This is a genomic window from Inquilinus sp. YAF38 (assembly GCF_052113205.1).
Classification (GTDB): domain Bacteria; phylum Pseudomonadota; class Alphaproteobacteria; order DSM-16000; family Inquilinaceae; genus Inquilinus.
This window is the reverse complement of record NZ_JBFRCU010000017.1, coordinates 41093-54754: the sequence shown is the minus strand read 5'-3', so window position 1 is coordinate 54754 and position 13662 is coordinate 41093. Positions and strand designations below refer to the sequence as shown.

At 70.8% G+C, this 13662-nt stretch carries 13 protein-coding genes; 7 read left to right on the top strand and 6 right to left on the bottom strand.

Features of this window, described 5'->3' with window-relative positions; all coding sequences use genetic code 11:
• Position 1 precedes the first annotated feature (1 nt).
• The 3 genes from AB4Z01_RS10410 (at position 2) to AB4Z01_RS10400 (ending at position 3465) form a co-directional block, all read left to right on the top strand.
• The gene (locus tag AB4Z01_RS10410) at positions 2-778 is read left to right on the top strand and encodes a CoA-transferase subunit beta (RefSeq protein WP_441693137.1); all 777 of its coding nucleotides are present in this window, start codon (positions 2-4) and stop codon (positions 776-778) included.
• The gene (gene pcaF / locus AB4Z01_RS10405) at positions 775-1980 is read left to right on the top strand and encodes a 3-oxoadipyl-CoA thiolase (protein WP_441693135.1); all 1206 of its coding nucleotides are present in this window, start codon (positions 775-777) and stop codon (positions 1978-1980) included. Before AB4Z01_RS10410 ends, pcaF begins: the two co-directional genes overlap by 4 nt.
• 144 nt (positions 1981-2124) lie before the next feature.
• Positions 2125-3465 carry a 3-carboxy-cis,cis-muconate cycloisomerase gene (locus tag AB4Z01_RS10400; RefSeq protein WP_441693132.1) on the top strand — a complete coding sequence of 447 codons (1341 nt, stop codon included), beginning with the start codon at positions 2125-2127 and terminating at the stop codon, positions 3463-3465.
• Between the two features lie 105 nt (positions 3466-3570).
• On the opposite strand, the gene AB4Z01_RS10395 is transcribed toward AB4Z01_RS10400, so the two are convergent.
• Genes AB4Z01_RS10395 through AB4Z01_RS10385 form a run of 3 tightly spaced genes read right to left on the bottom strand, consistent with a single transcriptional unit; the run spans position 3571 to position 4947 of the window.
• A complete protein-coding gene (locus AB4Z01_RS10395; protein WP_441693129.1) occupies positions 3571-4179 on the bottom strand; it encodes an ATP-dependent Clp protease proteolytic subunit in 609 nt (202 codons plus the stop codon).
• A complete protein-coding gene (locus AB4Z01_RS10390; RefSeq protein ID WP_441693126.1) occupies positions 4167-4637 on the bottom strand; it encodes an SRPBCC family protein in 471 nt (156 codons plus the stop codon). Before AB4Z01_RS10390 ends, AB4Z01_RS10395 begins: the two co-directional genes overlap by 13 nt.
• Positions 4630-4947: an ArsR/SmtB family transcription factor gene (locus AB4Z01_RS10385; RefSeq protein WP_441693125.1), complete on the bottom strand. Its 318-nt coding sequence runs from the start codon at positions 4945-4947 to the stop codon at positions 4630-4632. The genes AB4Z01_RS10390 and AB4Z01_RS10385 overlap by 8 nt, the downstream gene beginning before the upstream one ends.
• 425 nt (positions 4948-5372) lie before the next feature.
• On the opposite strand from AB4Z01_RS10385, the gene AB4Z01_RS10380 reads away from it, so the two are divergent.
• From AB4Z01_RS10380 to AB4Z01_RS10365, 4 genes are all read left to right on the top strand, one after another.
• Positions 5373-6548, top strand: coding sequence for a LeuA family protein (locus tag AB4Z01_RS10380; protein ID WP_441693123.1), 1176 nt, complete (start codon positions 5373-5375; stop codon positions 6546-6548).
• Between the two features lie 52 nt (positions 6549-6600).
• On the top strand, positions 6601-8340 hold the full coding sequence (locus AB4Z01_RS10375) for a thiamine pyrophosphate-dependent enzyme (RefSeq protein WP_441693120.1): 1740 nt from the start codon (positions 6601-6603) through the stop codon (positions 8338-8340).
• Positions 8340-8837, top strand: coding sequence for an MEKHLA domain-containing protein (locus tag AB4Z01_RS10370; protein ID WP_441693118.1), 498 nt, complete (start codon positions 8340-8342; stop codon positions 8835-8837). Before AB4Z01_RS10375 ends, AB4Z01_RS10370 begins: the two co-directional genes overlap by 1 nt.
• Positions 8838-8909: 72 nt before the next feature.
• Positions 8910-9563, top strand: coding sequence for a hypothetical protein (locus tag AB4Z01_RS10365; RefSeq protein WP_441693115.1), 654 nt, complete (start codon positions 8910-8912; stop codon positions 9561-9563).
• A 316-nt stretch (positions 9564-9879) separates the two neighbouring features.
• Here the strand turns inward: AB4Z01_RS10365 and AB4Z01_RS10360 are convergent, their stop codons facing one another.
• The 3 genes from AB4Z01_RS10360 to AB4Z01_RS10350 form a co-directional block, all read right to left on the bottom strand.
• Positions 9880-10791, bottom strand: a complete 912-nt coding sequence (locus AB4Z01_RS10360) for a dihydrodipicolinate synthase family protein (RefSeq protein ID WP_441693112.1) — start codon at positions 10789-10791, stop codon at positions 9880-9882.
• Positions 10792-10815: 24 nt separating this feature from the next.
• Positions 10816-12522 carry an IlvD/Edd family dehydratase gene (locus AB4Z01_RS10355; RefSeq protein ID WP_441693109.1) on the bottom strand — a complete coding sequence of 569 codons (1707 nt, stop codon included), beginning with the start codon at positions 12520-12522 and terminating at the stop codon, positions 10816-10818.
• Between the two features lie 78 nt (positions 12523-12600).
• Complete coding sequence (locus AB4Z01_RS10350; RefSeq protein ID WP_441693108.1) at positions 12601-13578, bottom strand: helix-turn-helix transcriptional regulator; 978 nt, start codon at positions 13576-13578, stop codon at positions 12601-12603.
• Between the last annotated feature and the right edge of the window lie 84 nt (positions 13579-13662).

Genomic DNA, 13662 nt, shown 5'->3' with positions numbered 1-13662 from the left:
CATGGCCGACGCCTTCACCCCCGACGAGATGATGACCATCGCGGCGGCCCGGGCGCTGCGCAACGACGACGTGTGCTTCGTCGGCATCGGCGCACCCTCCGCCGCCTGCAACGTGGCGCGGCTGACCCACGCTCCGGACATCACCCTGATCTATGAGAGCGGCACCATCGGCACCGCGCCCGAGGTGCTGCCGCTGTCGATCGGCGATGGCGAGCTGTGCGACACCGCCGTCACCACCGTCTCGGTGCCGGAGATGTTCCGCTACTGGCTGCAGGGCGGCCGGGTCACGATCGGCTTCCTCGGCGCCGCCCAGCTCGACCGCTTCGGCAACATCAACACCACGGTGATCGGCGACTACCACAAGCCCACGGTCCGCCTGCCGGGCGGCGGCGGCGCGCCGGAGATCGCGACCTCCTGCGGCGAGATCTTCATCACCATGAAGCAGAACAAGCGCGGCATGGTCGACACCATCGACTTCTTCACCTCGCTCGGCCACGGCACCGGCGGCGACGACCGCGCCCGCCACGGCGTCACCACCAAGGGCCCGACCCTGCTGGTCACCGACCTCGCGGTGTGGCGCCCCGACCCCGTGACCAAGGAGTTCACCGTGATCTCGCTGCATCCGGGCGCAACCCGCGACCAGGTGCAGGAGACCTGCGGCTGGACCGTCCGCTTCGCCGACAATCTCGAGGAGACCCCGCCGCCCTCGGCGCTCGAGCTGAAGACGCTGCGCGACCTGAAGGAGCGCACCCGCATCGCCCATGGAGAGGCCGCATGAGCCGCGACGCCTATATCTGCGCCTATCTGCGCACCCCGATCGGCCGCTATGCCGGCGCCCTGTCCGCGGTCCGTGCCGACGACCTCGCCGCCATCCCGCTGAAGGCGCTGATGGAACGCCACGGCAAGGTCGACTGGGAGGCGGTCGACGACGTCGTCCTCGGCTGCGCCAACCAGGCCGGCGAGGACAACCGCAACATCGCCCGCATGGCCCTGCTGCTGGCCGGGCTGCCGCAGTCGATCCCGGGCTCGACCATCAACCGCCTCTGCGGCTCCGGCCTCGACGCCGTGACCATCGCCGCCCGCGCGATCAAGGCCGGCGAGGCCGAGCTGATGCTGGCCGGCGGCGCCGAGAGCATGTCGCGCGCGCCCTTTGTCATGCCGAAGGCCGAGACGGCCTTCTCGCGCACCAACGCGGTCTACGACACCACCATCGGCTGGCGCTTCGTCAACCCGCGGATGGAGCAGTTGTACGGCACGGATTCGATGCCGGAGACCGGCGAGAACGTCGCCGAGCAGTTCCGCGTCACCCGCGCCGACCAGGACGCCTTCGCCCTGCGCAGCCAGCAGAAGGCCCTGGCGGCCCAGGCCAACGGAAGGCTGGCGCGCGAGATCGTCCCGGTGACCATCCCGCAGCGCAAGGCCGAGCCGGTGGTGGTCGACCGCGACGAGCATCCGCGCCAGACCTCGCTGGACAAGCTGGCCGCCCTCCCCACCCCGTTCCGCAAGGGCGGCACCGTCACCGCCGGCAACGCCTCGGGCGTCAATGACGGCGCCGCGGCGCTGATCGTGGCGTCGGAGGAAGCGGCGGCGCGCCACGGCCTGACCCCGATCGCCCGCATCCTGGGCGGCGCCACGGCCGGCGTCGAGCCGCGGATCATGGGCTTCGGCCCCTCCCCCGCCAGCCGCAGGCTGCTGGCGCGGCTCGGCCTGTCGATCGGCGATTTCGACGTGATCGAGCTGAACGAGGCCTTCGCCTCCCAAGCCCTGGCCGTGACCCGCGACCTCGGCCTGCCGGACGACGCGCCGCAGGTGAACCCGAATGGCGGCGCCATCGCTTTGGGCCACCCGCTCGGCATGTCCGGCGCCCGCCTCGCCGGCACCGCGGCGCTGCAGCTCAGCCTCGGCGGCGGCAAGCGCGCTTTGGCCACCATGTGCATCGGCGTCGGCCAGGGCATCGCCCTGGCGCTGGAAGCGGTCTGAGTCCCCTTCACCGTCATTGCGAGGAGGCGAAGCCGACGAAGCAATCCATGCCTCCGCACGTGCGGCTTTGGATTGCTTCGCTGCGCTCGCAATGACGTTTTTTGGGACGTCACGACTGACCGACCCGTGGGATACAGTGCCGCCATGACCGTCTCGCCCTTCGATTCCGCCCTGTTCGGCCCGCTGCTCTCCGACGCGGAGATCGCCGTCCTGTTCAGCGACCACGCGGCGCTGCGGACGATGCTGCGGGTCGAGGGGGCGCTGGCCGAGGCCGAGGCGCGCTGCGGCGTGATCCCGGCCGCGGCGGCCAGCGCGATAACCGCCGCGTCCGGCGCGCTCATCCCCGATCCGGCGGCGCTGGCGGCCAAGACGGCCGAGGACGGCGTGCCGGTGCCGGCCCTGGTGGCGGCGCTGCGCCAGGCGGTCGCCGCGTCGGCGGGCGACGAGGCGGCCCAGGCGGTGCATTGGGGCGCCACCAGCCAGGACATCCTCGACACCGGGCTGGTGCTGCGGCTGCGCCGGGTGATCGCGATCCAGGAAAGCCGGCTGGACGCGCTGATCCAGGCCCTGGCCGGCCTCGCCGACGCCCATCGCGCCACGGTGATGCCCGGCCGCACCCGGTCGCAGCAGGCGACGCCGACCTCGTTTGGCCTGAAGGCAGCCGGCTGGCTGGCGCCGCTGCTGCGCGACCGCGACCGTCTCAACCAACTGAAGCCCCGCCTGCTGCTGCTCTCCTTCGGCGGCGCCAGCGGAACCCTGGGCGCGCTGGGCGAGCACGGCACCAGGGTCGAAGCAGCGCTGGCCGAGATCCTCGACCTCGCCGTGCCGCCGATGCCCTGGCACAGCCAGCGCGACGGCATCGCCGAATTCGCCGGCTGGCTGGCGCTGGTGACCGGCACGCTGGGCAAGCTGGGCCGCGACCTGATCCTGCTGGCTCAGACCGAGGTGGCGGAGGTGCGGCCGGGCGCCGGCGGCGGGTCGTCTACAATGCCGCAGAAGTCGAACCCGGTGGGGCCGGAGACGCTGGTCGCCCTCGCCCGCTTCAACGCCGGCCTCGCCGGCCAACTGCAGCAGGCGATGCTGCACGAGCATGAGCGCGACGGCGCCGCCTGGCCGGTCGAATGGCTGGCCTTGCCGCAGATGGCGGTGGCCGCCGGCGCCGCGCTGAACCACGCTTTGGCCGTCACCGGCAGCCTGACCGTCGACACGGCCCGCATGGCCGGGCAGTTCGAGGCCTCGCACGGCCTGCTGCTGGCCGAGGCCGCCAGCTTCGCCCTCGCCGCCCACATGCCGCGCCCGGAAGCACAGCGCCTGGTCAAGGAGGCGGCGGCGAAAGCCACCGCCTCCGGCCGTCACCTGTTCGACCTGCTGGCCGAGGCCTCGACGGCCCCGATCGACTGGCCCGCCTTGCGCGACCCCGCCCGCCACCTGGGCGCGGCGGATGCCTTCATCGACCGGGTGCTGGCCGCGGTGAAGGAGGAATAGCCACCCATTTTTCGTCATCCCCGCGAAAGCGGGGATCTCTTCACGCCATTCGGATGGAGATTCCCGCTTTCGCGGGAATGACGGTGGGAAAATGGGTGGAAGGCATCAGGCCGCCTCCTCCCGATGCGCAAAGATGTGGTCGACGATGCCCCAGTCCTTCGCCTCCGCGGCGGTCATGAAGCGGTCGCGGTCGAGGGTGCGCTCGACCTCGTCATAGGTCCGGCCGCAATGCCGGGCGTAGATCCCGTTCAGCTGCCGCTTCAGCTTCACGATGTCCTCGGCATGGCGCTCGATGTCCGAGGCCTGGCCCTGGAAGCCGCCGGAGGGCTGGTGCAGCACCACCCGGGCGTTGGGCAGGGCGATGCGCCGGCCCGGCGCCCCGGCCATCAGCAGGAAGGCCCCCATCGACCCCGCCGTGCCCATGCACACGGTCGAAACCGGGCTCTTGATGTATTGCATCGTGTCGTAGATCGCGAGACCGCTGCTCACCACCCCGCCGGGCGAGTTGACGTACATCGCGATCTCCTTCCGCGGGTCCTCCGATTCCAGGAACAGCAGCTGGGCGCAGACCAGTGCCGAGACGCCGTCATCGATCGGGCCGTTCAGGAACACGATCCGGTCGCGCAGCAGGCGCGAGAAGATGTCGAAGGCGCGGTCGCCGCGGCCCGACTGCTCCACCACCATCGGCACCAGGCTCATGGTCACGCCGCCCATCGCAGCCTCCCGCCGACCGCGCAGGCCTTGGCCAGCGGCCGTGCCGCGGGGCGCCGCTGGCGCCGCGGCGCCGGCGTCCCGGTCCAGGGCAGCACCCGGGCCTCTGTCCGGAAGCCGCTGTGCACGATGCGCAGCCGGGTGCCGCCCGCCGCCGTGCCGTCCAGGGTGAAGGTCACCACCGTGTCCAGCGTCCGGCCATCGGCATCCGCGTCGCGGCCGCGCCAGCTGTAGCGCAGCAGCCGCGGCGGCTCCGCCGCCAGCACCTCGCAATCGATCGGCTGACCCGTTCCCGGCCCGTCCCGCAGGGTGAAGCGCTTCCCCTGCTCGGCCTCGATGTCGTTCGGCAGCAGCCAGGCGCCGAGCAGCTCCGGCTCGGTCAGCGCCCGCCACACCTTCTCCGGCGGATGGTCCAGGTCGCAATCGACGACGACAGCGTCGTCCGGCTTCGGCTCACGCATCATCCATATCCTCGAGCAGGGACTTCAGGCGCGCCACCTTCTCGGGCCAGAAGGCGCGGTAGCGGTCGATCCAGCCGGCCAGCGGCGCCAGGCCCTCCGGCGCCGCGCGGTAGTAGACGAAGCGGCCGTCGCGCCGCTCCGCCACCAGCCCGGCCCGGCGCAGGGCTGCGAGATGCTGCGAGATCGCCGGCTGCGACACGGCGAAGCCGGCCTTCAGCTCGGTCACGCTCAGCTCGCCGGCGGCCAGCCGCTCGAACACGGCGCGGCGGGTCGGGTCGGCCAGGGCCTGGAAGATCTCGGGCGCGGTCATGCGCTCATATAAGCGGATACTTATTCGATTCGCAACGCCACTCCGCATCTTCGGGGCAGAGCCGTCGAAATTAACATTTGCCGTATTTTGAGCATATGCCGCAACAATAGGCAGAGAATATCATGACAGAAATCCTAATATCGCGATAAAATCAATGCATTTTCCTCCCTCTCTCCCATCATTCAAATAAAATTGATTGCATTTTTTGAGATAAGGAATCTTTTGACTCTGAAAACTCCGATGGCGTAAGTAACATCGGACAAACAGATCATGCATTCTCAACTATATTCGCGCCGCGCGAATAAGGCCAAGACAACTGCACCCAACAACATGATTGCCGCACCGATCCGGCTCCGTCACCGCGAGCGACGACGGATCGGGTGAAGCAATTCACGCCCTGAACTCGGGGCAATGGAGGTTCGATCGTGTCGACTGTTTCATTGCAGAGGCCGCTGACGATCTTCGACACCAGCCTGCGCGACGGCGAGCAGGCGCCCGGCAATGCCATGTCGCTGCAGCAGAAGCTGCGCATCGCCCGCGAGCTCGAAGCGCTCGGGGTGAACACCATCGAGGCAGGCTTCCCGGCGGCGTCCGACAACGACCTTGCCGCCGTGCGCGCCATCGCGGAAGCCGTGCGCGACAGCCGGATCTGCGCCTTCGCCCGGGCCAACCGCACCGACATCGAGGCCGCCGCCAAAGCCGTGGAGCCGGCCCGCGCATCGCAGATCGAGATCCTCGGCGTCGCCTCCGAGATCCACCTGCGCCACAAGCGCCAGATCACGCACCAGCAGGCGCTGGAGGAGATCGAGAGCGCCGTCGAGCTGGCCCGGCAGATCGGCTTCGACGACATCTGCGTCGCCCCCGAGGATGCCACCCGGGCCGCCCCGGAGTTCCTCGGCGCGATGTGCGAAGTCGCGGCCCGGGCCGGCGCCACGATGATCCTGATCCCGGACACCGTCGGCTGCCTGCTGCCCGGCCGGGTGGTGGGTCTGGTCGACATCGTGCGGGCGAGCGTGCCGCTAGGGGTCAAGGTCGCCATGCACGCCCATGACGATCTCGGTCTGGCCGTCGCCAACACCCTCGCCGCCATCGAGGCGGGCATCGACGAGATCCAGGTGACGCTGTGCGGCATCGGCGAGCGCGCCGGCAACTGTGCCCTGGAGGAGGTGGTCGCCGCCCTGACCGCCCATCCGATGCATTTCAACCGGTCGACGACCATCGATGTCGGCCGGGTCTATGCCGCCTGCCGGCTGCTGATCGAGAGCCTCGGCCTGCCGATGGCGCGCGGCAAGGCCATCATCGGCGAGAATGCCTTCGCCACCGCGGCGGGCATCCACCAGGCCGCGATCATCCGCAACCCCCAGACCTACGAGTTCCTGGAGCCGGACCGGTTCGGCGCCGAGCGGCGGATGGTGATCAGCCGTCATTCCGGCCGGCACGCGCTGAAGGCGAAGATCGAGGCCTTCGGCCTGGCGCCGACACCAGGCTTGGTCGAGTCGATCTATCGCGAGCTGACGGCGTCGGAAGAACCCATCTGCAGCGACAGCAAGCTGCGCTCCCTGGTCCTGCAGAACACGGTGGAAGCGGCGCTGCCGGCCTGAATAGAGGCTTTCGACAGAATAAATCACGATAGCGTGAACACGAGGCGTTCGCATGGATATTCATATTGCGGAAACCGTGACCGGCTACGAGACCCTGGTGGCGACGCTGGAGTCATGGGGCATCGAGGTCTGTGCCGGCGTCACCGGCGGCGGGGCGATCCGGTTCCTGGAAAAGCTCGCGCCGCTCCAGGCGGGAGAGGATGCGGCCGGCCTGGGCGAACCTGAGGGGATGCGCTTCCTGTCGCTCGGCGAATATGCCGCCGGCTTCGTGCCGCTCGGCACCTATCTGGCGTCCGGCCGCATCGGCGCCTGCATCGCGACCACCGGCGCGGCGACCAAGCTGCTGGGCTGCGGCCTCAGCGACGCCAAGCTGCACGACATCCCGGCGGTCTACATCGTTCCGGCCTCGCCGGAAGCGACCGAAGGCCTGTCCCCGCTGCAGGACACCAGCCGCCACGGCAGCAACATGCTGGCGCAGCTGCGCGCCGAGCTGCCGGACGGCGTCTTCGTGCTGGACGACGCCGCGACCATGAACCGGCAGTTGCGCCAGGCCCATGCCCAGCTGCAGCGCTGCAAGCCGGTCGTCCTGGTCCTCGACCATGGCGCGCTCAGGACCGAAATGGCCCCGCATCGCGCGCCGCCGCAGCCGGATCCGGCGCTCGCCTTGGCCGAAGCGGAAGCTTTCGCGGACGCATTCTGCCGGCGCATCCGCGGCCGGCGCGTCGTCATCCTCGCCGGCGAGGAGCTGGCGCGGTATCCCAACGCGCCGCAACTGACCTCCCGCCTGTGCGAGCGGCTCGGGAGCCCGATCGTCTGGAGCATCAACGGCGCCAACGGGGTCGAGCGCGGCAATCCCCACGGCCACGGCACTATCTCCTTCGGCGGCAACGACGCGGCGATTCGGCTCTGGCAGGGCATCGGGGCGGAGGACGTGCTGCTGGTGCTCGGGGCCTGCCCGGACGAGTACACGGTCAACCACGCCCCCTATGCCGCCGGCGATACCTTCATCCTGACCGGCCTGCCGGACGGCTACGGCCAGGTCGACGGCGGCTTCGGCCATCGTGCCGCCGGCGCTTACCGGCAGCTCGTCGCTCCGCTGGAGACGGCGCTCCGGTCCCTGCTCGGCCGGCTCGAACGGCACCCGCCGGAGACCCGCCGGACCGGCCCGGCGCCGGACGACCTCAACACGCGCCATCCCGGGGCGCCCAGGCCAGGCCATGTCGACATGGCCGCACTGTTCCGGGCGCTGGACGCCCGCTGGCGGCCGGGCACCATCGGCTTCGACGACGTCTGCCTGGCCTACAAGGACCGCCAATATGTGGTCCAGCGCCCCCACCCGCAGGCGCGCTTCTTCTCGCTGTATCGCGGCTCGGCCATGGGCAATGTGCTCGGCCTGGCCATCGGCGCCAGGCTGGCAGCACCGGACAGCGATGTCGTCGGCTTCACCGGCGACGGCTGCTTCCGTCTGTTCGCCGGATATCTGGCGGAGGCCAGCGACCTGGGGATCCTGCTGTTCCTGCTCGACAACGCCAGCTATGGCATCATCGAGCAGGGGGTGCACACGATCATCCCGGACGCGCCGGCCTCGCGCCGCCACCACCGCCTGGCCCGGATGGATTTCGCCGCCATGGCCGGCGCCTGCGGCTGGCGCTCGGCCGCGCTCCACCCCGACCTCGGCAATCTGGACGACATCCTCGACGCCCATCGCAGCGCCACGACCTCGACCCTGGTCACGGTGCCGGTCGATGCCGGGCACATCCTCGGCATCAATCCGAGAGCGAGCAACCTGTGATGGCCCAGCCTCTCCGCGCCCCGCGCCTCCGTCCCGCGGGCCTGGCCCGCGATCCCGATTTCCTGCGCCTCCTGGCCGGCAGTCATGCCCGGCTGGTCGGCGCGCCGCTGCTGCCGGACGACGTCGGAGACGACGACGCAGCCCGGGCGCGCTGGCTGTACGACGACGCTCCCTTCTGCGTACTCGCCCACAACACCGCGGCCGACCCGCGCTTCGTCTACGCCAACCGGGCGGCCCAGGCCTGCTTCGAATATGGCTGGGACGAGTTCACCGGCCTGTCCTCCCGCCTCTCGGCCGAGGCGCCGGACCGGGCGGAGCGGCAGCGCCTGCTGGACGCCGTTACCCGCGACGGCTTCATCGGCGACTATCGCGGCATCCGCATCGCCAGGTCGGGCCGCCGCTTCCGGATCGAGAGCGCCATCGTCTGGCAGCTGATCGACGAGGCCGGCACTCTGCACGGCCAGGCCGCCACCTTCGGAGACTGGCGGGCGGTGTAGACCCGCTGGGTGCGCTGGCGGCGAGCACGATCGCAGTAGTATTACCGGCTGCTATCGTTCATGATACGTTCTATGGACATGGCGCAACCCGACTCCGACGAGATCCGGCCGACCGACGCCGACATGCATTGGACGGGATGGGCGCTGGATGCGCTGCGCGAACTGGTCCAGTCCGACCTGCGCACCAAGCGGATGATCGAGCGGCAGCAGGACAGGACGCCCGCGGGGCCGGACACACCGGATTTCGGGCTGACGCAGTCGCGGCTGTCCCGGTCGGTGCGGCTGTCGCTGGCGATGACCGAGCGGATCCGGACCGACTATCTGATGCGCCGGGAAAAGCGCAAGGCATCGGGCGAGCAGGAGCGCCGGCGGCAGCGCCGGGAGCAGGCCGCGGAGGCGGTGGTCCAGGCGGTGACGAAGCCGGACGACGCCGACGACGTCGAACGTGTGCGGAAGCTGGTGCGGGAGAGGCTGGTCGAGGACGAGATCCTGGACGTGCAGATCGACACGCTGTCGCCGGAGGAGTTCCTGAAAGCGGTGTGCCGCAAGATCGGCCGCCCGCCGCATCCGATCCGGCAGCCGCAGGGTATGGACGACGTTGCCGAGACGGAGGCGGAGCCCACCGAGGCTGACGATCGCGAACCCGCAGAGGGCTGGCCCCACCCGCCGGATGAGTCCGGCGTCGGCCGGCCTATGCCTAAGCCAGCGGAACCGGACAGCAGCTGAGCGCTGGTGCGGCGTGACCGCGTAGGTTGGGTTCGCCTTCGAACCCAACATCTCGCCGCCGCGCCATGGCCTGTTGGGTTCGCTTGCCGCGAACCCAACCTACGAAGCCACCTTTCCCTTCCACTCTCCCCCTCCCCTTGCGAGAGGGGGTTGGGGGAGGGGCTGCGCGCGTCCGCGCGCCGCTCCGGCTTGCATATACCAAAACCCTCGTCATCCCCGCGAAAGCGGGGATCTCGTCACGTCAGACCGGCGAGAGATTCCCGCTTTCGCGGGAATGACGGCCAAGAGGATGGGGAGCGCCATCACTCTCCGCCCCTCAGCGCCCGAACAGCTGCGGATACTCGGTTCCGGCCAGCGCCTCGCGCAGGGTCCGGCGCTCGGCCTCGGTCAGCGGACGCAGCGGCGGGTGCGGCCGGCGCCAGGCGGCGTCGCCATGGATCTCGGCCACCGTGTCCTTGACCGCCGCCACCAGGGTGACGGTGCTCAGCGCGGCCCGCACCGCCGCGGCGGCGGCCACCGCGGTCTCCGCCTCCGGACTGCCGGCCTGGTGGAAGGCGATCCGGGCCAGGGGGCCGGTGACGTTGGTGGTGGCCGAGATGCAGCCGGCGAAGCCGCGCTCCTTCGTCAGACCCAGCGTGGCCTCGGAGCTCGGGAACACTGCGATGCCCGGCACCCGCCCGGCCAGATCGGTCGAATAGGCGATGTCGCCTGAGGAATCCTTCAGCCCGGCCAGGGTGCCCGGATGCCGCTCGGCCAGCCGCGCCACCACCTCGATCGGCCAGGGCACGCCGGTGTTCTGCGGGATGTGATAGAGGTAGAGGCCGAGCCCCTCGGCCCCGACCCGGTCGATCACCGTGTCGACATAGGCCGCCAGGCTCTCATCGTCGATGCCCTTGTAGTAGAAGGGCGGCAGCAGCAGCGCCCCGGCAAAGCCCAGCGCCTTGGCCTCCGCGGTCAGCCGCACCGCATCGGCCAGCGCCGAGGCGCCGGTGCCGACCATGAAGCGGTGCATCGGCAGGCCGGCCTCGGCCACCACCCGCATCGCCGCCAGCCGCTGCTCGAGCGAGAAGGATGTCGCCTCGCCGGTGGTGCCGAGCAGGTTGACGGCGTCGCAGCCGCCGTCGCCGAGCAGCCAGCGGCAATGCATGACCAGCCGCTCATGATCGATGGAGAGATCGTCGCGCAGCGGCGTGGCGGCGGCGGCGATGACGCCGGTCAGTCTCGGCATGGAGGCCATCCTCAGTCGGTCGGTTCAGCCGGCCTTCCGGCCGGGCACCAGGAAGTCGAAATCGCAGCCCTCATCGGCCTGCAGCACGCTGTCGTGGAACAGCCGGGCATAGCCGCGGTCCGGCGCCGGCCTCGGCGGCGGCGCCTGGGCCGCGCGGCGGGCCAGCTCGGCGTCGTCGACCAGCAGGTCCAGCCGCCGGCCGGCGGTGTCGAGCCGGATCCGGTCGCCGGTGCGCACCAGCGCCAGCGGCCCGCCATCCGCCGATTCCGGCGTGATGTGCAGCACGATGGTGCCGAAGGCGGTGCCGCTCATCCGCGCATCGGACAGGCGGACCATGTCCTTGACCCCCTGCTGCGCCAGCTTGCGCGGGATCGGCAGGTAGCCGGCCTCCGGCATGCCCGGCGCGCCCTTCGGCCCGGCGCTGCACAGCACCAGCACGTCGTCGGCCGCGACGTCGAGATCGGGATCGTCGATCCGCGCCGCCATGTCCTCGATCGACTCGAACACCACCGCCCGACCGGTGTGCTGCAGCAGCGCCGCCGTCGCCGCCGACTGCTTGATCACCGCGCCGCGCGGGCACAAATTGCCCTGCAGCACCGCCATGGCGCCTTGCGCCTTCAGCGGGTTCGACCGCGGCCGGATCACCGCTTCGTCGCGCCATTCGCCCGGCTTGGGCAGCGTGTCGGCCAGGGTGCCGCCGGCCACGGTCGGCACGGTCAGGTCTAGCAGGTCCTGCAGCTCCGCCAGCAGGTGCGGCACGCCGCCGGCATGGTGGAAATGCTCCATGTAATGCGCGCCGGAGGGCTTGAGGTCGATCAGCACCGGCGTCTCGCGCCCGATCCGGTCGAACTCGGCATAGTCCAGGGGCTGCCCGACCCGGCCGGCGACGGCGGCCAGATGCACCAGCCCGTTGGTCGACCCACCCACCGCCTGCAGCGCCACCATGGCGTTGCGGAAGGCGCCGGGGCCCAGGATCTCGGACGGCCGCGGCCCGCCGGTAACCGCCATCCGCGCCGCCGCCTGGCCAGTGGCCTCGGCGCAGCGGATGCGGTCGGCATGGGTCGCCGGGATGGCGGCGGCGCCGGGCAGCGACAGGCCCAGCGTCTCGGCCAGGATCGCCATGGTGCTGGCGGTGCCCATCACCATGCAGGTGCCGACCGACGGCGCCAGCCGGCCGTTCACCGCCTCGATCTCCTCATCGTCGATCTCGCCGGCCCGGTAGCGGCCCCACAGCCGCCGGCAGTCGGTGCAGGCGCCCAGCACCTCGCCCTTGTGGTGCCCGACCACCATCGGGCCGGTCGGCAGCACGATCGCCGGCAGGTCGGCGCTGGCCGCGGCCATGATCTGGGCCGGCACGGTCTTGTCGCAGCCGCCGATCAGCACCACCGCATCCATCGGCTGGGCCCGGATCATCTCCTCCGTGTCCATCGCCATCAGGTTGCGCAGGAACATGCTGGTCGGGTGGGCGAAGGATTCGTGGATCGAGATGGTCGGGAACGCCATCGGCATGCCGCCCGCCAGCATCACCCCGCGCTTCACCGCCTCGATCAGCGCCGGCACGTTGCCGTGGCATGGGTTGAAGTCGCTGCCGGTGTCGACGATGCCGATGATCGGCCGGTCCAGCGCGTCGTCGGAATAGCCCATGGCCTTGATGAAGGCCTTGCGCAGGAACAGCGAGAAGCCGGCATCGCCGTAGCTGGTCAGGCCCTTCCGCAGGCCGCGCTTGTCCATCGTGTGCTCTCTTGCTGGCGGGCCGGGCCTTCCGAGAGGCGCGGCATTGGCCGGACGGTAGGCCGCCGGCCGGGATTGTCAATCCTCCTTGTCATACAACTTCGTCACCCGCCGCGCGCCCTCCGCCAGGGCCTGGCGCAGCTCCGGCGGCTCCAGCACCTCGATGGTGTCGGTGAAGCCGAGCAGCAGCCTTGCGGCGTGGCCGACGCCCTCGATCGGCACCGTCGCCCGCCGCCAGCCCTCGGCGTCGGACTCCGCCCGCTGCACCGCCTCGACTGCATCGGCGCCGAGCCGGTCGAGCAGCGGCAGCGCCTCCGGCGACACACGCAGCACCGCCTCGGCCCGGCGCAGCTCGCGGGCGAAGCGCTGCAGCGATTCCTGCCACTGCGCCGCCAGGTCGAAGCCGGCGGGGTAGTCGAAGCCGTCCGGCAGCACGTCGAGATCCAGCACCTTGGCGACCTTGTAGGTGCGGATGTCGGCACGGATGCCGTCGCCGATCCGCGCCATCAGGTACCAGGCGCCGGCCTTCAGCACGAGGCCGAGCGGGTCGACCGTGCGCCGCACTGTCGCAGACCAGCTCTCGTAACGGATCACCAGCCGCCGCTGGCCCCACACCGCCCGGGCGATCGCCGGCAGGTGCGGCGGCGGCTCGGCCCGGCGGTACCAATCGACCGGGTCGAGGTGGAAGCGGTCGCCGACCCGGGCCGCGCCCTCCCCCGCCGCCTGCGGCACCGCCGCCAGCAGCTTCAGCCGCGCCGCCGCCAGCGGTTCGGCCAGGCCGAGATCCGCCGCCGGCCCGGGCAGCCCGGCCAGCAGCAGGGTCTCGGCCTCGCTCGCGGTCATCCCGGTCAGCCGGGTGCGGTAGCCGTCCAGCAGCGCGAAGCCGCCGCCCGGCCCGCGGTCGGCATAGACCGGCACGCCGGCGGCGGAGAGCTCGTCGATGTCGCGGTAGACGGTGCGCACCGACACCTCGAACTCCGCCGCCAGCGCCTGCGCGGTCAGGCGGCCGCGGGACTGCAGCAGCAGCAGGATCGACAGCAGGCGGTTGGCGCGCATGGCGCGAGCATAGCCGAAAAAATCCTGACACTGGATGTCAGTTGGCCGCCGTCATTCTCCGTCGCATCGACAGTCCAACCCGGA

Excerpts from the sequence above, each read along its gene's own strand:
- AB4Z01_RS10400 (WP_441693132.1), top strand. The coding sequence starts at position 2,125 with ATGACCGTCTCGCCCTTCGATTCCGCCCTGTTCGGCCCGCTGCTCTCC.
- AB4Z01_RS10360 (WP_441693112.1), bottom strand. The coding sequence starts at position 10,791 with ATGCCGAGACTGACCGGCGTCATCGCCGCCGCCGCCACGCCGCTGCGC.
- AB4Z01_RS10395 (WP_441693129.1), bottom strand. The coding sequence starts at position 4,179 with ATGGGCGGCGTGACCATGAGCCTGGTGCCGATGGTGGTGGAGCAGTCG.
- AB4Z01_RS10350 (WP_441693108.1), bottom strand. The coding sequence starts at position 13,578 with ATGCGCGCCAACCGCCTGCTGTCGATCCTGCTGCTGCTGCAGTCCCGC.
- AB4Z01_RS10355 (WP_441693109.1), bottom strand. The coding sequence starts at position 12,522 with ATGGACAAGCGCGGCCTGCGGAAGGGCCTGACCAGCTACGGCGATGCC.
- pcaF (WP_441693135.1), top strand. The coding sequence starts at position 775 with ATGAGCCGCGACGCCTATATCTGCGCCTATCTGCGCACCCCGATCGGC.
- AB4Z01_RS10390 (WP_441693126.1), bottom strand. The coding sequence starts at position 4,637 with ATGCGTGAGCCGAAGCCGGACGACGCTGTCGTCGTCGATTGCGACCTG.
- AB4Z01_RS10385 (WP_441693125.1), bottom strand. The coding sequence starts at position 4,947 with ATGACCGCGCCCGAGATCTTCCAGGCCCTGGCCGACCCGACCCGCCGC.
- AB4Z01_RS10370 (WP_441693118.1), top strand. The coding sequence starts at position 8,340 with ATGGCCCAGCCTCTCCGCGCCCCGCGCCTCCGTCCCGCGGGCCTGGCC.
- AB4Z01_RS10375 (WP_441693120.1), top strand. The coding sequence starts at position 6,601 with ATGGATATTCATATTGCGGAAACCGTGACCGGCTACGAGACCCTGGTG.
- AB4Z01_RS10365 (WP_441693115.1), top strand. The coding sequence starts at position 8,910 with ATGGACATGGCGCAACCCGACTCCGACGAGATCCGGCCGACCGACGCC.
- AB4Z01_RS10410 (WP_441693137.1), top strand. The coding sequence starts at position 2 with ATGGCCGACGCCTTCACCCCCGACGAGATGATGACCATCGCGGCGGCC.